The 20,527-nt window shown below is 39.9% G+C and carries 10 protein-coding genes; all 10 read left to right on the forward strand.

Translation table 11 applies throughout. The features are described from left to right. Position 1: 1 nt before the first annotated feature. The 10 genes from ACE1ET_RS19215 to ACE1ET_RS19260 all read left to right on the forward strand — a co-directional run bounded on the left by ACE1ET_RS19215 (position 2) and on the right by ACE1ET_RS19260 (position 19,538). A complete protein-coding gene (locus ACE1ET_RS19215; protein ID WP_375730050.1) occupies positions 2-2,806 on the forward strand; it encodes a Z1 domain-containing protein in 2,805 nt (934 codons plus the stop codon). After that, the gene (locus ACE1ET_RS19220; protein WP_375730051.1) at positions 2,775-3,776 is read left to right on the forward strand and encodes a PD-(D/E)XK motif protein; all 1,002 of its coding nucleotides are present in this window, start codon (positions 2,775-2,777) and stop codon (positions 3,774-3,776) included. Before ACE1ET_RS19215 ends, ACE1ET_RS19220 begins: the two co-directional genes overlap by 32 nt. Further along, on the forward strand, positions 3,777-6,143 hold the full coding sequence (locus tag ACE1ET_RS19225) for an AIPR family protein (protein ID WP_375730052.1): 2,367 nt from the start codon (positions 3,777-3,779) through the stop codon (positions 6,141-6,143). 726 nt (positions 6,144-6,869) lie between these two features. Further along, positions 6,870-7,349, forward strand: coding sequence for a hypothetical protein (locus tag ACE1ET_RS19230; RefSeq protein ID WP_375730053.1), 480 nt, complete (start codon positions 6,870-6,872; stop codon positions 7,347-7,349). 1 nt (position 7,350) lies between these two features. Beyond that, positions 7,351-7,758 carry a helix-turn-helix domain-containing protein gene (locus ACE1ET_RS19235; RefSeq protein ID WP_375730054.1) on the forward strand — a complete coding sequence of 136 codons (408 nt, stop codon included), beginning with the start codon at positions 7,351-7,353 and terminating at the stop codon, positions 7,756-7,758. A gap of 1 nt (position 7,759) precedes the next feature. After that, positions 7,760-8,218 (forward strand): hypothetical protein, encoded by a 459-nt coding sequence (locus ACE1ET_RS19240; RefSeq protein WP_375730055.1) that lies wholly within the window; start codon positions 7,760-7,762, stop codon positions 8,216-8,218. Between the two features lie 1,430 nt (positions 8,219-9,648). Beyond that, positions 9,649-12,603 carry a hybrid sensor histidine kinase/response regulator transcription factor gene (locus tag ACE1ET_RS19245; RefSeq protein WP_375730056.1) on the forward strand — a complete coding sequence of 985 codons (2,955 nt, stop codon included), beginning with the start codon at positions 9,649-9,651 and terminating at the stop codon, positions 12,601-12,603. 490 nt (positions 12,604-13,093) lie between these two features. Then, positions 13,094-13,345 carry a hypothetical protein gene (locus ACE1ET_RS19250; protein WP_375730057.1) on the forward strand — a complete coding sequence of 84 codons (252 nt, stop codon included), beginning with the start codon at positions 13,094-13,096 and terminating at the stop codon, positions 13,343-13,345. Between the two features lie 646 nt (positions 13,346-13,991). Next, entirely contained in the window at positions 13,992-17,135 is a 3,144-nt protein-coding gene (locus tag ACE1ET_RS19255) for a T9SS type A sorting domain-containing protein (protein WP_375730058.1), read from the forward strand. Positions 17,136-17,468: 333 nt separating this feature from the next. Further along, positions 17,469-19,538 (forward strand): CotH kinase family protein, encoded by a 2,070-nt coding sequence (locus tag ACE1ET_RS19260; protein WP_375730059.1) that lies wholly within the window; start codon positions 17,469-17,471, stop codon positions 19,536-19,538. Positions 19,539-20,527: the final 989 nt, after the last annotated feature.

Consider the following 20,527-nt stretch of genomic DNA (forward strand, 5'->3'; position numbering starts at 1 on the left):
TATGGACATATATAAAAGCGCATATCAAATTGCTCATGGATTACTAGCAAAATATAAAAAAAGAGATGATGTAACTACGGAAATCATAGAAAAGGAGATTTCAAATATATATTTGATGCCTGGGTTTGATACTGTAGATAAAGAAGAGCTATTAGCACAGTTAGAATCAGATTTCGGTGTTAGAGACCCTAAAGCTACTCAATTAACAGATGATGTCGAACCTTGGTTGTATAAAACACAAATTGACTATAAATATTGGAGTCGTTATGAAAGCTTAATTCGTGTAGAAAAGCCTTCTTTCCCAATCATTGGTCTTGATGACAAAACCAATCAGATTTTGGACAATTGTATGAATCCAAAAACATCTGGTAGTTGGGCTAGTAAAGGAATGGTAGTCGGAAATGTACAATCTGGAAAAACTGCAAATTATATAGGTTTAGTTAATAAAGCTTTAGATGCAGGATATAAATTGGTTGTAGTTTTTGCTGGTATCCATAATACTCTTCGAGCTCAAACTCAGGATAGAATAGATGAAGGAATTATAGGAAGAAAAAGTGTTGATTTAATACAGAAAAGACCTACTAATAAATACGGTGTAGGTTATTTCTCAAAAGAGAATACAAAACCAATTTATGCATATACTTCAACCCCGTATTTTGTCAGGGAGGGAGCTAAAGCAATGAAACATGGTGATTTTGACATAAATAAAGCCCGAGAATTAAATGTTCCAATTGATGGAGATTCTCCAACCATATTAGTTATCAAGAAAAATAAAGCTATCCTTGAAAACCTTATTACATGGTTAGCTCCATTTTGTAACAGCAATATTGATGGCGTGAATAAAATATCGGGAATTCCATTATTTGTAATTGACGATGAGGCGGATAATGCTTCTGTGAACTCTGGCGATAAGTATGATATAAAAACAATTAATAAACTAATAAGAACCCTTATTAATCTGTTTAATCAAAGTACTTTTATTGGATACACAGCAACTCCTTATGCTAATCTATTTATTCCAGAAGATTGGGTAGAAGAACAAATGGTTAATATAAAAGGGCATAATTTCCAGATTGGGCCTGATATTTTCCCAAGAAATTTCATTGTTAATATACACCCTCCTTCAAATTACGTTGGAGCGCTTAATATATTTGGATTTGAAAATCCAATTACAGGGGAAATTAAAGAGCCATTAGATTTAATACGTATAGTAAATGACCAAGAGCCTTGTTTTCCTACTAAATTAAACAGCAATAACAAAGACAATATTCCTGAAGATATTTTTGATTTGCCTTACTCTCTTAAAGAAGCGGTTAAGTCATTTATATTAAGTTGTGCTATAAGAGAAGTTAGAGGGCAAACCAAGAAAGATAATTCAATGTTAATTCATGTTGCAAGATATGTAAAATGGATTGATAGAGTTGCGAGCATTGTAAATGAACTTATGTATGATTATAAAAATCAAATAAAATCAAAACAAGGGTTTTTATTAGAGGAACTAAAACAACTTTTTTTAACTGATTTTGAACCAACAACAATAGATGTAAAACAAAACCTTAATTATACCGACCCTAAAATATCTACTTGTTCTTGGAGTGATGTTGAAAAGCGACTTCGTTTTGTTGCAGAGAGAATTAAAGTAAAAGCTGTTCATGGTAGTAAAAAAGGATTAGAATATGAAGACTATGGTGATATTAATTATAATGATTATGATGAAGGTTTGTATGTGATTGCTGTTGGTGGAGATAAACTAGCCAGAGGATTAACACTTGAAGGATTGACAATCAGTTATTTTTTAAGAACTTCAAGAATGTATGATGCATTAATGCAGATGGGACGTTGGTTTGGATATCGTCCTGGATATGTTGATTTATGCAGATTGTATACAACTGAAGAAATTAGATTATGGTATAGACATATCACGATGGCAACAGAAGATATGAGAGCTGATTTTGATGAAATGGTACAATACAAAATGAAACCATATGAATATCAACTAAAGGTTATGAGCCATCCAGGTATGCTTTCAATAACTTCAGCAAATAAAATGAGAGAACATACTAAGCTCACCGTTGGTTATTCAGGGAAATTAATTCAAACATATTCTTTTTCAAAATCTAATGAATACCTGCAAAACAACTGGAATAGTTTCAACTCATTCATTAAACAGCTTGCTTCACCAAAGAAAAATCGTGTTAGTAATAGAATTAAAGATTTATTCTGGGAAAATATAAATTCAAAATTTATTATTGAATTTATCAATAGCTATATGTCAGATCAGCCATTGAGACTTGATACTATAACTTCCTACATTGTGTTGCAAAATAATACTGGTAAACTGTTAGATTGGGATGTCTCAATAATAGCTAATTCCAGAAAAACAGTTATAGTAAAAAGAATATCAAATACTGAATCGGTTGATGTTTATACTAAAAAACTAATATGTGAAGATATTGAAATAGGTTTGCCAGTTAGAAATATGATTGATGTTGGTAATCATATTGAGGTTGGTGGAAATAAAATGGCAATTTTAGATAAGCATGCTCGAATGATTGGCTTAGGTATAGATGACAGCCAGTTGAAAGAGAAAGAAATTGAAAATCGAAGAGCGGAACTAGGTAGGCCACTTCTAGTAATTTATCCTATTGACCCTAGGGTTATTCAAAATAACGATATACCAATTCTTGGCTGGGGTATTGTTTTTCCAAAGTTTGAGAATGAAAATAAGGTCGAATATGCTTTACGACCAATTCCTGACTTATTTGAAAACCCACATGAAACAGACGAAGAAGAAGATGAAGAATAATCAATTAAATACTATTTGGTTCAATGAAGATGCTTCTTCTGAAAATATCTATTATAAGCGAATTTCTTCTATTGCAAATTTATCTTGTTATGCTGGTAAGATTACATATACTGATACTAAATTCTTTACCTTAAGGCTTAATGGCTATACAAAGTTGTCAGATAGGTATATAAAACGCTTTTCAGGTGTTGAGATTCAGTATATGCCATTAACTTCTGAAGAAGTTGAGTTAGTAGTCCTGTTGTCAGAAAATGATTTGTTGGATATTTTCACACTCTTTATTGAAGATTTAATTGCATCACTAATGTCGATTTGCGAAGTCGAGGAAGCTTTAACGGTTATTTCTTTAAGAATATCTTATTGGAGGACATTATTTGGTAAAATAATAGGGGGCTTATTGACATCGCAACAGCAACAGGGTCTATATGGTGAATTATTAATTCTTGAATTTTTATTGAAAGAAACAGACAACAATGCAAAAATAATTGAATCCTGGCAGGCTCCTGCCGGAACAAATCAGGATTTTTATTTTGGAAAAACCGCTATTGAAGTTAAAACATCAAAATCAAATCATCCATCAATAAAAATATCTAATGAATTTCAGTTGGATTTCAGCATGTTTGATAATTTATTCGTTGCTTTTATTCGTCTTGCAGAACAACAGGGAGGAACAGATACTTTATTACAGAAAATAAATGATATAAGGGAGATTCTTCAATTACAACCTTTGTTAGTTGATGATTTTAATTTAAAATTATCATATTTAGGTGTTACACCGGATTTAGAAAGCGATTATGATAAAACTTCATATAAAATTAGGTGTGTTAAATATTTTCAAGTTACCGATGATTTTCCAAAGATAATTCCATCAATGGTTAATACGGCTGTAACACATATTTCTTATGAGATAGCACCAAATGAATGTTCTGAATTTGAAGTTTCTTCTGAAGATGTTTTAAAAAAGTTATAGATGCAAAATAACAATATTGACTTTGAACTGGATGCTTTTATACAAAACCTCTATCATGAGGTTCAGTCTCTGGTTTATGCTGATGAAAATGGTGATTCCAAAGAAAATAAGTTTACAGAATATGTAATGGAAACTCTTGCTGAAGCAGGAGAAACAGAGGGAATCAGACTTTGTAATTACATAAAAGAAAATAAAAACGAAAATATTCAGTTCAAGATAAATGGTTATGCCTTGGAAGAAGGCTACGAAAACATTGATATTTTTATTTCTTCATATAAAGATACGAATCAGTCATATCGTTTAGCAAAAGCTGATTTTGATAAATTAATTAAGTGGTCGACAGGTTTTATAAATGCAGCATTAAAAGGGTATCTTGAAGATATTGAACCATCAACTGAAGCTTATGGTTTAGCTTCAATTCTACATAAAAACAGAAATGATATAATCAGAGTGAATATTTTTATTCTATCCAATGGTGATATTCCTCATGAACCACCAAGCAACTTCAAATTAAAGAGCCTTGATGAAATTCTAATTTCTTTTAAGATTTGGGATATTGAAAGATTGCATAGATTAAACCAATCTCAAGGAAACAGAGAACCAATAGAAATTGATTTTGAAGAATTAATGGGGGAGGTAATTCCATGTCTCGAAATGCCAACTCAAAATGAACGCTACGAATGTTATCTTGCAATTGTACCAGGTACTATTCTTGCAAATCTGTATAGAAATTATGGGACTCGTCTTCTTGAAAGTAACGTTCGTGCTTTCCTTCAACAAACAGGGAAGGTAAATAAAGGGATTCGTGATACTATCAGGTTTGAACCTTATATGTTTTTGCCGTATAATAATGGATTGGCTACAACTGCACAGGAAGTAAAAACAAAAATAAATGGGAATGGTCATAAAGTTATTTCAGCAGTTAAAGATTTTCAAATAGTTAATGGAGGTCAAACCACTGCTTCATTGTTTCATACAGCAAAAAAATATAAAGAGGCTGATCTTTCAGATGTTTATGTTCAAATGAAGCTGACAGTAATAAAAGACGAAGAAAAGAAAAATGAGACTGTCCCTTATATATCTCGTTATGCAAATAGTCAAAATAAAGTTTCTGAACTTGATTTAACATCAAACAGCCCATTCTTACAACGATTGGAGGAACTTTCAAGAACTACTTATTCAATTGATCCTGAAGATAGAAATAAACAAACAATCTGGTTTTTTGAACGTGTAAAAGGTCAATATAAAGAAGCCTTTAATAAAGAACCAACAAAAAGTAAACAGAATGCGTTCAAATTAAAATATCCGCGTAATCAACTAATTATTAAGTCTGATGTAGCTAAATTTATTAACATTTGGCATTTGAAACCATTTCATGTTGCTAAAGGTTCACAAAAAAATTACACATCATTTATGCGTGATGTAGAGAAAGATTTTTCAAAAAAGAAACCAGGCAGGGTATATTGGGAAGATATTATTGCAAACGCAATATTATTTCAGACAGCAGATAAGATATTTGGTCGTAAAAACCAAAATCCAATTGGAGATACAAATATTAAAGCCCAAACCGTTGCGTATTCATTGTCATATTTTCATAGTCTAACAGAAAATAAACTCAATCTGGGTCAAATATGGAATAGGCAACTTATTGAAGAAGATTTACAAAACGAACTTAAAAAACTTCTCATTTTTGTATATAGTTACTTTACAAATCTGGATGTTGCCCTAATAAGTGAAGCTGCAAAGAGTGAAAAAACCTGGAAACAATTACAACAGATTACCCCTTGTCCAATTAATATGGATATCGTAAAAAAATATTTAATATCTAAACAAGAATTTAAAAAAAGGTATGAAACTGATGTAGATGAGGTTGAAGAATTGAATAGATATAATAATGTACAAAAAATTACATCGTTAGGAATAAAGTTCTGGGATGGACTATGGTATTATTCAACTCGCATTAAAGGTTTGACTCCACATGAGCAAAATTATGTTATTGCAATAAGTAAGAATCTTATTAATAATGGTAATTTGACAACTTCTGAAATAAATAATGGGATAAGAATTATTGATAAAGTTAGAAATGCTGGAATTGATTTTTCTGAAGTTGAAAAGTTTAGTAATGTTGAGGATCTTAATATTATTGATCCGACAGTAATATATAATAGGATAAAAATAATTGATATTGAAACTTGGAAAAGAATAATCGCATTAGGAGAACAAACAGGAAAATTAGATACTAAACAGATCAGTGTAATAAAAACTGTCATCCAGAGAATTCATAAAAAAGAAAATATAGATCTTAGGAGATTACAGATTGTTGACGATTGTTTAAACAAAATTAGAAAGTTCGGAATAGGTGTATAACTTACTCTAGTAGCCAACTACGCTTCCCCATATGCTATTTTAGACAACCTAGCAAGACCGATTGTCATATATACTTATAATTTTCATGCATGAAATACAATCTCAAATCAGAGTGGGCTGCCCTGCCCCTTTTCTCCCCTCCCGGTGCCAGATTTTTAACTTTCTGCGCCTGATTAACCCGGCCTGCGGGGAAATTTTTTCGATTTTGCAGCATTTTTCGGCGGTCTGCGGGTCTGTATTGCAGTTCTGTGCGGCAGGACATCAAAATTATATTGCAGGGAGGTTTCAGAAGTAAAAGGATGGGATAAAAAAAGTAGCCACAACAGGAATCACAATACAAACGCAAATTTTCCAAAACACATCGTATTCGGGGAGTATTACACCAATTGTTTTTCAAAATGAGCCTTAAGCGATATTTTGAGATTACAATGGTTAATGCCGATAGACAATTGACAAGGCTTAAAGAGTGAAACGATTTTAAGACTCAATTCAATTGCTAATCGGTATTACTACGCAAAACAGACGAAATCCAATAATCAATTAAAAATTACGTATCTTTGAATCTGCCCGAAGTATTCAGAATACTACTTGAACATTATGAGAAAAACACAGTAATAGATTCGAAATAAATATTTTAGTCAAAATCCTTATTACAAACTTTGTTAATAAGTTTTGAAATATTTTGGCAGGAAAAAAAAATCCGTTTAATTTGTAATTAACTTATAAGTGAAGTTAAAACTTAAAATAGAGCTTTTTGAACAACATGATGAAGTAAACTTTTATACTTTACGTTTTGAAAAAGATGAAACTGAGGTTGATAAGTTTTTAAATAAATTCCCGGAAGGTTGTGAATATGACGAAGACATCGATATTTTAATTAAATGGATTGATCAAATCGGAGGAAAAGGAGCTTTAGAAAGATATTTCAGACCTGAGGGGAAATACACAGATTATGTATATGCAATTCCAATTGAAACCTGTAATTTAAGACTATATGTGATTAGACTTTCAGAGAATGTGGTAATTCTAGGAAATGGTGGAATTAAAACTACTAAAACATATAATGAGGATAATGAATTAAACACTCATGTCGAACTATTACAAGAAATTAGCGGTTATATTAGAAACAGATTGATTAATAAAAAGATAGTCATCCACAATAAAACTTTAAGTGGAAATCTATCATTTTACCTAAGTCAAAAATAAAATGAAAAACAGACGTCTCGAAGAGAGAAGAAAGAAGATATCAAAGGATATTGATATCTTCGTTAAAAGATCTTTTGATATTGTTGACAGAATCTATGAGATTCTCGAAAAACAAGGTAAAGAACAAAAAGATCTTGCTTTTGCATTAGGGAAAAAAGAAAGTGAGATTAGCAAATGGATGACAGGAACACACAATTTTACAATCAAAACAATAAGTAAAATAGAATCAGTGTTGGGAGAATCTATACTAAATGTATCAAATCATAAAAAAGCGGGGCAATCTACTGTCATTTATATCAGAGAGCGAGGAATAACCTTTGAATCAGAACCAGATTCAGCCTGGGTACATCCCAAGTCAAATATGAAATATGTTCCACATTCTTTCACACAAGGAAAAATTCTGAATTAGAATGGAAAAATCTCCGGAAGTATATGTGAGTATTGAAAAGATAAAAGAAGTTTCATTTTCTTTTAAACCTTTTCCGCTACCTATGGAAGAAATAACACTTGGAGATAATCTTAGTTTAGGATTAAGTTTCTCATTTAAGATTGATAAGGAAGCTGAGCTTTTTTTCATGCAAACAACAGTAAATTATATCTTTAAAAATGAGGAGGACCCATCGTTAGAATTTACAAATGAAATTACTTTTAATGTAAAAAACCTTAAAGAGGTAGTTACAGAAAAAGAAAATAATGGTTTGGAAATTAAAGATGAATTTGTGGTAATGCTAGCGGGCATTTGTATAGGAACAACAAGAGGTCTATTAAGCTCAAATACCAAACGAACCGATTGGGATTGTTTCCCACTTCCATTACTTAATCCAAAAGAAGTTGTAGATAGTATGAATGCAAATTCTGAAGAGGAATAAATATTTCATATGTCCAGATTGCAATTCATAATTCGTAATTGATTTTGCATGCTCTTCTATCATTTACCCCGGGCTACAAATACCACCCCTCGTGGTTAATCATTCATTGTTCATTGTTCATCTTTCATCGATTGTCACCCGTAACCTGTCACCCGTAACACGAAACGTTCAGCGTAGGGGCAATAATTCGTAATTGTCTTAACGTGCGGCCTCGCATGATTTCTTTCATCAGGAGATCCGTTCTCCGGCCTTGATTCCCATGGCGCTTATAACCCGGGGTTGCATTCACTACGTTCATTTACCCCGGGCTACAAACATACCACCCCTCCGGGGTTAATTATTAATTGTTCATTGTTCATCTTTCATCGGTTGTCACCCGTAACCTGTCACCCGTAACACGAAGCGTCAAAAGAGTCCAATGGTCAAAAGGTCAAAAAGTACTTTCAGTGTATCGTAGAGTTTAATTGTTCATTATTAATTTTTAATTGTTAATTGAAAAACGTGCGGCCTCGCATGATTTCTTTCATCAGGAGATCCGTTCCCCGGCCTTGATTCCCATGGCGCTTATAACCCGTGGTTGCATTCACTGCGTTCATTTACCCCGGGCTACAAACATATCACCCCTCCGGGGTTAATCATTCATTATTCATTATTCATTTATAATTCCTTATCATTGATGTCCAGACAAAAAATCAATTCTACTTAAAGATTCTTCGCTTCATTTCATTACGCTCAGAATGACAGTCTTTAGGTTCATACGGGGCTGGAGGATGGGTAAGTTTGTGAATCTGTCGCAAACCAACCCAACCTCCAGCCTAACAGCCAGCAAATGCCTGTCATTCCGAGTGCAGCGAGGAATCTCTGAAGCTATAACCGGACATTAGACACAAGAACCAAGACGCAAGACACAAGAATTTCAAATTGTTCATTATTCATTGTTCATTATTCATCAATTTCACCTGTAACCTGTAACCCGTAACTTGTAAACCTTATCACGAAGCGTCAAAAGAGTCCAATGGTCAAAAGGTCAAAAAGTACTTTCAGTGTATCGTAGAGTTTAATTGTTCATTATTAATTTTTAATTGTTAATTGAAACAACGTGCGGCCTCAATATTATTTATTTGACACAAGAACCAAGACGCAAGACACAAGAAATTCCAAATTGTTCATTATTCATTGTTCATAGGTTGTAACCCGTAACCTGTAACCCGTAACCTGCAACCCGTAACACGAAGCGTCAAAACAGTCCAATGGTCAAAAGGTCGAAAAGTACTTTCAGTGTATCGTAGAGTTTAATTCTTCATTGTGCATTGTTCATTATTAATTTTTCACTATTCATTGGTAATTCGTAATAAATCTAAACAACACTCACCTGCCAGTTGTTTTAACTATACTCTCCACAGATTAATAAAAATCATCACCAGTTAGACATGCAAAAAACATTACGGATTAGTATTGTATATCTGTTTCTGGCACTGGGATTCAGCGCATTCGGACAGTCTGCCATTACTGACAGCCTGAAGACCGGATTGCAGCATGCCAAAACCGATTCCATGCGTATTGTCTACCTGATGGCCCTTTGCGATCATACCACCTATACCAATGGTGAGGAAGCGCTGGGTTACTGTCGCCGGGCCCGTGATCTGGCCATAAAAAACAACTTTGATCTGGCCCTGGCCCGCACCTGGGAACGCGAGGGCAGCGCCCTGTTTCACATGGGCAAAAAGGACGAAGCCCGCCAGAGTTATCTGAAAGCCTACGAAGCCAATCAAAAACCACAGAACTACGAAATTTTCGGATCGGTATACTATAACCTGGGCAACATCTATTACGAACTCAGCAAGTTCGATTCCACCCTGTATTATGCCGATAAGGCGGCTGCCCTGTTTTTAAGTCACGGTGATTCCATCGGGTATGCGGCCACGCGCTACCTGATTATTGGCATGTATGCCGATCTGGGTCAGTACACCAAGGCCATGGAAACCGGATTGGAGGCACTACGCATCTTTCAGCGGCATCATGTGCAGCAGTGGGAGATGTTCACCCTGAATAACCTGGTGGATATTTACAGTCTGAAGGGCGAAAAAGAGAAGGCGCTGGAGATGATCAATACCGTGATCGCCAACTATGAGCGCTCCGACAACCAGAAGTTTCTGGCCGTGGCCTACCGTTATAAGGGAGATATTCTGAATGACCTTGAACGCTACGATGAAGCCGATACGGTGCTGAACCGCTCGTACCGGATAGCCCTGGATGGGAATTTTGTGCCCGAACAGGCCAAGACACTGTTGTCGCTGGGAAACCTCCGGTTCAACATGAAAGATTATGTGCAGGCCGAAAAGGACTACCGGCAGGCCCTCCGGATCAACCGTGAACAGAAGGATCGTTATTATACCGGAACCAACCTGCTGGGCATGGGAAAATCGGAGTACGAACAGGGGAAGCTGCGTGAGGCTAAAGCCAACCTGACGGAGGCCAATACTATCATGAAGGAGTTCGATGAGGATAGCTACATGAAGGACATCACCGGTTACCTGGCAAAGGTTTACGAGGCTGAGAACGATTTTAAAAATGCGCTGTCCTGGTACAAACTCTATGCGGCATACAGCGATTCGGTGACCAGCGATGAGAAGTCGAAAGAGCTGGCCGAGGTGACCGCAAAATATGAATCTGAAAAAAACAGGGCCGTCATTCAGCAGCTTCAGACCGAGAACGAACTGGCTGGTAAAAACCGCCGCAACCTGCTGCTTATTGCCATTCTAGTGGTGACCCTGACCCTTGCCGTGGTGGTGATGCTGTTTATGCGGAACCGGAAAAACCGGCAGCTCGTACAGAAAAGTGCAGAGGTGGACCGCATGAAGACCCGCTTTTTTGCCAACATATCGCACGAGTTCCGTACACCTTTAAGCCTGATCCTGAGTCCGCTGTACGAGTTGAATAAGGAGATGGAACTGAAGAAATTCAAACCGCTGCTGTCAGTGATCGAACACAACGCGCGGCGCCTGCTGAGCCTCATCAACCAGATCCTGGACCTGGCACGGCTGGAGTCCGGAGGCGTGAGCACGCGGGTGGTCCGTCAGGATCTTGCCGTGTTCCTGAACCGCATTACGGCATCGTTCCGTTCCCTGGCCGAATCGCGGAATATCGCCTTTGAAACCGATACCCCAACCGACAAAACACTGTTCAACTATGATCCGGAAAACCTGGAGGTGATTCTGAATAACCTGCTGTCCAATGCCTTTAAAAATGAACCGGACAACGGGAAAGTCATTTTCAGTGCAGCTGTTCCGGGCGACGCACAGAAAGCAACCTTCCGGGTGAGAAATACCGGATCCTACATTCCTCCGGAACGGATCGCGCAGATCTTTAACCGCTTTTATACCGGAACCGAAACGGACAACGGCAGTCACAGCAGCGGTACCGGCATCGGACTGGCACTGACCAGCGAACTGGTGAACCTGGCCAAGGGAAGGATTACCGTGGAAAGTAGCGAAGCCGATGGCACGACCTTTATCCTGGTTCTGCCACTAAACGAAGTAACCGAGTATTCGCCGGTTGAAGTTCCGGCTCAGGAACGGCAGGAACTGGTGGGTCCAACCACCATTCCGGAAAATTCCAGAACACCGGAACATGCCGAAACGGCGCTCATCATCGAAGATAACCACGAACTAAGGTCTTTCATTAAGTCGTGCCTGACTCCATCGTTTAAAGTCATCGCTGCAGAAGATGGCATTAAGGGTGTGGCCACAGCACTGGAGCAGATTCCCGATATCATTGTGTCGGATGTGATGATGCCCGGGATTGATGGCATGGAAGTCTGTTCCACTTTGAAGAACAACGAAAAGACTTCGCATATTCCGATCATCCTGCTGACCGCCAAAGCATCCCAGGAGAGTAAACTGGAGGGCTTAAAAGCCGCTGCGGATGATTACCTGCTGAAGCCCTTTCAGCCCGATGAGCTGGTACAACGCATGCAGAACCTGATCGCTATCCGGGCTCAGCTCCGCGAGAAATTTTCCAAAGACCTGCTCTACAAACCCGGCGAAAACAGTGTAAGCTCGGTGGATGACCGCTTCTTCCAAAAGCTGACCCGCATTATCGAAGAGAATATTTCGAACGAAGCCCTGAGCATCGAAGAGCTGAGCAGTGCCGTTAGTATGAGCCGCAGTCAGCTGCACCGCAAACTGCATAACCTCACCGGGCTCTCTGCCAGTCAGTATGTGCGCAACTACCGGCTGAAACGCTCCAGGGAGTTTCTGTCCAACAAAGCCGGAACCGTATCAGAAATCGCCTATATGGTTGGCTTCAGCAGTCCCGCCTATTTCAATAAATGCTTCAAAGCCTATTTTGGCATTACCCCCGGCGAACTTGCCCACCCGGTGTAAATGACTCAGCCCGGACCTCAGTATCTCTATGTCAATCTCAAGACAACCCTCTCTATCACTACACTACATTCCGTGACAAAGAGGGACCGTTTAGACCAGTAAATTTGATTCAATCGCATCCCAACGAAAATCACTTGTCCGATCACCCTCCATGAACACGACCGAAGAGAGAGTTTAGGGAGGGCAGTAAATTCGAAACTTGCAGGTTTGAAAAGATCCAGGGAGGGTCAGGAATTATATATTTGACTCACCCCAGTTCACATTACCTCTCCGTCAATCGCAAGACAACCCTCTCTTTCACTGCACTGCATTTCGTGACAAAGAGGGACAGTTTAGACCAGCGAATTTGATTCAATCGCATCCCAACGAAAATCACTTGTCCGATCACCCTCCATGGACACGACCGAAGAGAGGGTTTAGGGAGGGCAGTAAATACGAAACTTGCAGGTTTGAAAAGATCCAGGGAGGGTCATGAAATATTAATTTCAACATGCTACAAAAAGCCGACATAAACGATCTTCAATTTTTCAACTGCTCTGCGCGGCTTCGGATTTACATGACTTATAAACCCATGGCTGCGCCATGGGCTGAATTGCGGTTTGCCCTTCAGGCAAAATATTTCCTGCATCCCAATGAAAATCACTTGTCCGATCACCCTCCATGGACACGACTGAAGAGAGTGTTTAGGGAGGGCAGTAAATACGAGGCTTGCAGGTTTGAAAAGATCCAGGGAGGGTCATGAAATATTAATTTCAACATGCTACAAAAAGCCGACATAAACGATCTTCAATTTTTCAACTGCTCTGCGCGGCTTCGGATTTACATGACTTATAAACCCATGGCTGCGCCATGGGCTGAATTGCGGTTTGCCCTTCAGGCAAAATATTTCCTGCATCCCAATGAAAATCACTTGTCCGATCACCCTCCATGGACACGACTGAAGAGAGTGTTTAGGGAGGGCAGTAAATTCGAAACTTGCAGGTTTGAAAGAAACCAGGGAGGGTCAGGAATTATATATTTGACTCACCCCAATTCACATTACCTCTCCGTCAATCGCAAGACAACCCTCTCTATCACTGCACTGCATTCCGTGACAAAGAGGGACAGTTTATACCAGCAAATTTGAGTCTAGCACATCCCAACAAAAACCACTTGTCCGATCACCCTCCATGAACACGACCGAAGAGAGGGTTTAGGGAGGGCAGTAAATACGAGGCTTGCAGGTTTGAAAAGATCCAGGGAGGGTCAAAAAAAAACCACTTCCCCTCGCTGTAAATGCAGTGCATTAAACCAAATTGCAACATAATTACAACACAATGCAACATACGATCAACCCATTTATTTAATCTCATTCTAAATTTGTAAGAGGTCGTTAAAAATAAAATATCATGAAAAATTTTCTACGTTTTACAACATTGTTCATCTGTCTGGGATTTATGGCCGAGGGAACCTCGAGTGCTCAGGGACCCATCACACCTACAGACGGATTTATAGGTAAGAGCGAAATGGCTGTTATTTGGGAAAACAGCGGGTACAATAACAATGGTAAAGGCATTACATTCACGCACAGTGCGTACCGCCTGAAAGATGACTACGAGCTGATTAGTGATGTTAATCTGCGCCTTAATGAAGGGGACACCTCTAATGTGATGGATAACCTGGGGAACGCCATTATCACCGGTACGGAAGGTGATTTTGATGGTGACGGCGATATTGAGTATATCGTGTTCAGTCACGGTGAAGGCGATACCATTCACTATGCACTGCCCGGTCTTACAGGTCTTAAGTACGACACCGTAGTTACCGGTACATTGAACGAGGGACCGGTGAGTAATCTGGGTGATGATTTTAAAAATCATATCTACACCTCATCCGGTGATCTGGATGGTGATGGCAAAGCAGAGTTTGTGATCACCTATGCTGATAAGGATAATAACATCGTCAATTCTGTCTATACAATTAATGCCATGTATGAACCGGAATTACTGCTCACATTTTCGGATGAAAAGCTCAGCATGAACATGAATTCCGAAATGCTCAGCAGCAAACTGGCAGATCTGAATATGGATGGGAACTCCGAATTGCTTTCCCTGTTTTATTCAGAAGATCCCAGGCCCGGATTATATCTGAAGATTTACTCATTCATGGCTGATCCCGATCTGATGGTAACGCCCCATGCCCGGCAGCTACTGGATACGGCTGTTACAAAAAACTATGTCGACAACGAGATCGATATGACAGTGGATGTCACTTCAGGTGACTTCGACGGCGATTCCATTCAGGAGGTGGCTGCAGGCCTTTCTGTTTACAATGAACCAGGCGCATTGTATGTGTTTCCTGCCAAGGTGGGTGATGATCCGGAAACAGATTTCGATGATCCGTTTGAGGTCATCATGTACGATGTAAAAAATATGTTTTACATGGAACAAAACTGGAATGGTATGAAACTGAATATGGTTTCCGGTGATTTAAGCGGTAACGGGAAAGATGAAATTGTAACCACCGGAACCGAATGCCAGATTCTGCATCTTGACAATGACACTTCACTGATGTTCACCACCACTTATCTGGATTATATCTGGGGAAATGTAGCCAGATACGTGAACATTGCAGAGATCAATAACAATACAGCCGATGGAAAAGAAATCGTATTACTGCACGATATTTCCAGCGATTTTGTGTTGTCAGTCTACAAGGTGGATGAAAATAACAATCCGACCATGATCGTGGAACACTATCTGAACCTGTGGGGTAAAAATCCTGGATCAGCCTACCTGGCAGTGGGAGATTTCGATGGGGACATGTTCCGGATCGGTCCGGGTAAAAAATATACCAAAACAGATGTGGTTCAGCCTTTGGTGATCCTTAATGCACCGCCCACCCATTTCGATATGTTCGATGAAATACCGTACGATGTGAACAATTGTCACGAAGGAGATGGCTGTGAAAGTTATGCCAATTACACGACCTCCTCATCCACCGAAGTGGCTGTAAGCACCACAGTGCAACAAAGTTGGGCTGTCAGTGCCAAAGCAAAAGCCGGAGGCAAAATTTTTGGCGCCGGAGTAGAAGGTTATGTGGAAGGCAAATACGGTAAGCATTTTGAGAAAACTACAGGAAGTTCACAGACGGTAATGATCACACAGTCCGTTACGGCTACCTACGATGACCAGATCTATGCCACCGTATGTGATTACGAAATATGGGAATATGTGGTTTACAATGTGCAGAATAAACCCACCGGCAATATCATTACACTGAAACCAAAACTGACAGAAAACCGTTGGTTCCCGAGTAAGGAACAGAGCGCATCCGGATACATCCCCAAACACGAAGTGGGCAACATCCTGTCCTACACACCATATAAAGATCTGATCAATCCCGACGGTGAAGACAAAGTACGCGGTTCATACGGAAGTGACAGTTATGATCTTGACGGCAACACCGATGTCACCTTTTCTGTGAACCTGAGTAACACCTTCAACGATGAAGTAGTCGAAGAACGCGAGGTGGGTGTGGAAGTCGGAGGCAGCATCAGTAACTGGGGTATTGAGCTAAGTGGTACAGCCAGTTATGATCGCAATGATCTGAGCACGCATTCGGTATCTGTGGGAAAGGCCCTGGACATTACTGTCCATCTTGGTGGCGTGAACCGTTCCATCGGTGAAACCGGTTATAATGTAACACCATATATTTACTGGTCTAAAAATGGTGCGCTTGTTGTTGACTATGCAGCACGCCCCATCATGCCCGAACCGGGAGGAACAGATACCTGGTGGAGCTCCAACTACGACATTCCTGATCCTGCATTCATATTGCCATGGCGCCTTGATCCTGAAAAAGGACTTAAGCTTGAAGATGAAACCAAACGCACACGGACTAAATCCATTACCTTCTCTCCGTCTGACCCGAAAGCCGGTGATGTAATTACCGTAAAAGCAGTTATCAACGATTTCAGTCCGTATCCTACTGCTGGAAAAATTCCGGTGAGCTTTTATGTGGGTGATCCGATGAATGGCGGTCAGCTGATTAAAGATATCAACGGAGAATCGCTGTTTTACACTGACGATCTTATCACTGAGCAATCCTTTAAAACAGTCAGCATGAAATGGAAAGTGCCGGCCGGACTGGCATCATTCCCACGCATTTATGCCTACATCGATCCGCAGAATGTACTGACCGAGGTTCATGAAGAGAACAACATCGGTTGGGCCATCCTCGGAAAATCGGAAGAAGGCGGTTCTACTCCGGTTCAGGATCTGCAATATGAGACAGGGATGCGCACAGTCATCTATCCGAATCCGTTCAGCAATACCGTTGCATTGAACTACAGTCTGGACAGATCGTCGGATGTCCGGGTCAGCATATACGATTTACAGGGACAAATGGTCTATACAACTACAAAATCAGCAGTGGTTGCAGGTGATCATGATTTACAGTTACCACTGAATGACCTGAGTGCAGGCATGTACCTTTACAAGGTTAAAACAGCGGAATTCACCGAGACCGGCAGATTAGTTAAAACGGAATAACACATCATCCTGACAATCTGTATACAAGCTAAGGGTCCCTTACATCTCCCCTGAACGCAGGGGAGATGTATTCTGATGGTTAAGAAAAATAACGGATAACTTTTACGTCATTGCGATCCTCTGCAGTAAAGCCTAACAATGACTGCGGTAAAACTGCTGCTTACGGGCCGGATTAACGACCTTATTCAGGGTGCTCCGTCAGGAGGGTTGCAATGGCGTTTTAAAAAAGTTTTTTTCAATTTAAAATGAAAATAATCCCTGTGTATTGCGTCCCCAAAGGGACTTCAATGTGTTCTGTTCGACATCAGTTTACCGATATTACATCCCTCCGGGATGGCCAATTTAAAAGAAAATCTCCGGCAAAGAGTAAGAGATCAAAATCAAATTTCATCATTTCATGCAGTGAAACTTAAATTTCTCATATCAACTTTCCTATTTGCCTTGTGGAGCTTTACCACATCTACCCAAACCGTGGTATGCTCTGTCAATGGGGGAATCTACGCCGAACCGGTAAGCGTCAGTCTGACTTCCACCGATCCGGGAGGAACCATTTATTATACCACAGACGGATCAAAACCCGATGAAACAGACAAACTTTACACCTCGCCTTTAACTATTGACAGTACTGTAATTTTGAAGTCTGTTACAGTAAGTACCGAAGGAATGCATTCTTCAGTTACAACCAACTCCTATCTGTTTACCGGCAGGCACCATACGATTCCGATCCTTTCTCTTTCTGCTGATCCGGAAGATCTGTTCGGCGATTCCACCGGAATTTATGTGGTCGGCAAAAACGGCATCACGGGGTATTGCAATAACCAGATCAAACGAAATTTTTGTCAGGATTGGGAAAGGGCGGCGTTCTTTGAATATTTTGCACCGGATGGCTCTCTTCCGTATAAAGCCAATGCAGGCCTGAAAATCCACGGCAACTGCAGCCGGAACTTTCCGCAAAAATCCTTTGCGCTGTATGCCCGTAAAAAATACGGCGATAAGAATTTTAAATATCCGTTCTTTACATCCAAAACCATTGGAAAATTTGAAGCATTCATTTTACGAAACTCAGGCAATGATAACGGACATTCCATGATGCGCGATGGTCTGATGAGCCGTCTCATAGAAGATGATTCGGGTGTTGATTACCAGGCTTACGAACCCGTGACCGTCTATCTGAACGGAGCATACTGGGGTCTGTACAACATGCGGGAGAAGCTTAACGAGCACTATACGGCTGAAAATCACGGTACAGATCCGGATAACATCGACATGCTGGAAAATCTGGATGAAGTGAAACATGGTGATACCATCAACATTACTCAACTGATCGGTCTGGTTAAATCATCTGACCTAAATGATTCCCTGAACTGGCAAAACCTAGAGCAGCAAATGGATGTGGATGAGTTTATCAGGTACATGGTGGCGGAGATCTATAGTGGAAACACCGACTGGCCCGTCAACAATGTACGCTACTGGCGGGAACGTTCTTCGGATGGCCGGTGGCGCTGGATTTTGTACGATACCGACTTCGGCTTTGCCTTCCGTCCGGGCGGCGAAGGCAACAACCTGTTTACAAAACTTCAGTCCATATATGATGATCCGGATATCAATACGTCCAACACCGTTTTGCTGTTTATGAAGCTGATGAAGATCCGGACATTCCGGGAACAGTTCACCGACCGTCTCTTTTATGAACTGAATACCCGGTTTTCTGCATCACATGTGCAATCTGTGATCACAGCCACAGCAGCATCAATTGCGGATGAAATGCAATGGCATGCCGGTCGTTGGAACATGGATTATGCAACCTGGGAAAACGATATTAACCGCATGAATTATTTTGCTGAAAAAAGGGCAGACTTCGTCACACAACAGTACCGTGAATTTATGGCAGACTACCAACTCTTTGAATTAGCTTTAAAAAATGATTCTCTTCATCCTCTCGCGCTTTATATCAATGGGAAACCATTCAGCGGAAATACATTTGAAGGACTTTATGAAATGGGATCTGAAGTGAAGCTTACAATTGATTCTGCGTTGGCGGATACCTTCGATCACTGGGAAATTAACGGAGTGTATTACAGCAATACCCTGACCCTGAAACTGAAGGTCACCAGGAACATGATTATACAACCGGCTTTAAAAGCAACAAGCACCAATACAATCCAACCCGGAACTGAAAATGTATGCCTCTACCCTAATCCGGCACAAAATGCGTTGAATATCCAGGCACCCGAACGGATTCTTTCAGTCACGCTGACTAAGCTGAATGGCAAACAGGTCCGTGTTTTTGATCTCAGTCAAACCAATACAATTAATCTTGATAATCTGGATACGGGAATGTACCTGGCACATATTAAATTTTTCAGTGGAAAAACCACTACGAGGATATTACTTAAGAATTAGAACTGATCCCTGGTTGTTACAAGGGTGCTTTATTCAGAATTTATAATTCCGTTTATTTGAACCTACATTAAGAATTCAGACCTACGCCTACTACTCTTCGATTCCTTAAAGGGAAGACTGAACTTGCAGGTTTGACAAAAGCCAGGGTGGGTCATGAAACATTAATTTCAACATCCTTCAAAAAGCCGACAAGAACGATCTTCTATATATTAACTGCAATGCGCGGCTTCGGATTTACATGACTTATAAACCCATGGCTGCGCCATGGGCTGAATTGCTGTTTGCCCTTCAGGCAAATTATTTCCCGCGTCCCAATAAAAATCACATGTCAAGGCACCCTCCATGAACATGACCGAAGAGAGTGTTTAGGGAGGGTAGTAAATACGAAGCTTGCAGGTTTGAAAAGATCCAGGGAGGGTCATAGATTTTATTTGACTCACCCCAGTCCACATTACCTCTCCGTCAATCGCAAGAAAACCCTCTCTATCACTGCGCTCCACTACGTGACAACGAGGGACAGATTAGACAAGCAAATTTAATTCAATCGCGTCCCAATAAAAATCACATGTCAAGGCACCTTCCCTGGGCGCGATTGAAAATCGGTTTTAGGGAGGGCAGTAAATTCGAGGCTTGCAGGTTTGAATGAAACCAGGGAGGGTCATGAATTTTATTTGACTCACCCCAGTCCACATTACCTCTTCGTCAATCGCAAGACAACCCTCTCTATCACTGCACTCCATTTCGTGACAACGAGGGACAGCAAAGACAAGTAAATTTGATTCAATCGCGTCCCAATAAAAATCACATGTCAAGGCACCCTCCATGGTACTGACCGAAGCGTCAGTATTAGGGAGGGAAGTAAACATGAAACTTGCAGGTTTGATATATCCTTGGGAGGGTCATGAAGCAATCAGGTAAGGTCATGAATTCTATTCAACTCACTCTGGATTGCCATTGCGACTTCCTCCTGTACTCTCGCTAAAACCCTC

Source organism: Quyinboa mangrovi (genome assembly GCF_042219825.1).
Taxonomy (GTDB): domain Bacteria; phylum Bacteroidota; class Bacteroidia; order Bacteroidales; family UBA5342; genus JBHJHP01.

What these genes read in the sequence shown, in the direction of transcription:
- ACE1ET_RS19215 (WP_375730050.1), top strand. Translation starts at nt 2, where the DNA reads ATGGACATATATAAAAGCGCATATCAAATTGCTCATGGATTACTAGCA.
- ACE1ET_RS19220 (WP_375730051.1), top strand. Translation starts at nt 2,775, where the DNA reads ATGAAACAGACGAAGAAGAAGATGAAGAATAATCAATTAAATACTATT.
- ACE1ET_RS19225 (WP_375730052.1), top strand. Translation starts at nt 3,777, where the DNA reads ATGCAAAATAACAATATTGACTTTGAACTGGATGCTTTTATACAAAAC.
- ACE1ET_RS19235 (WP_375730054.1), top strand. Translation starts at nt 7,351, where the DNA reads ATGAAAAACAGACGTCTCGAAGAGAGAAGAAAGAAGATATCAAAGGAT.
- ACE1ET_RS19240 (WP_375730055.1), top strand. Translation starts at nt 7,760, where the DNA reads ATGGAAAAATCTCCGGAAGTATATGTGAGTATTGAAAAGATAAAAGAA.
- ACE1ET_RS19245 (WP_375730056.1), top strand. Translation starts at nt 9,649, where the DNA reads ATGCAAAAAACATTACGGATTAGTATTGTATATCTGTTTCTGGCACTG.
- ACE1ET_RS19250 (WP_375730057.1), top strand. Translation starts at nt 13,094, where the DNA reads ATGCTACAAAAAGCCGACATAAACGATCTTCAATTTTTCAACTGCTCT.
- ACE1ET_RS19255 (WP_375730058.1), top strand. Translation starts at nt 13,992, where the DNA reads ATGAAAAATTTTCTACGTTTTACAACATTGTTCATCTGTCTGGGATTT.
- ACE1ET_RS19260 (WP_375730059.1), top strand. Translation starts at nt 17,469, where the DNA reads ATGGCCAATTTAAAAGAAAATCTCCGGCAAAGAGTAAGAGATCAAAAT.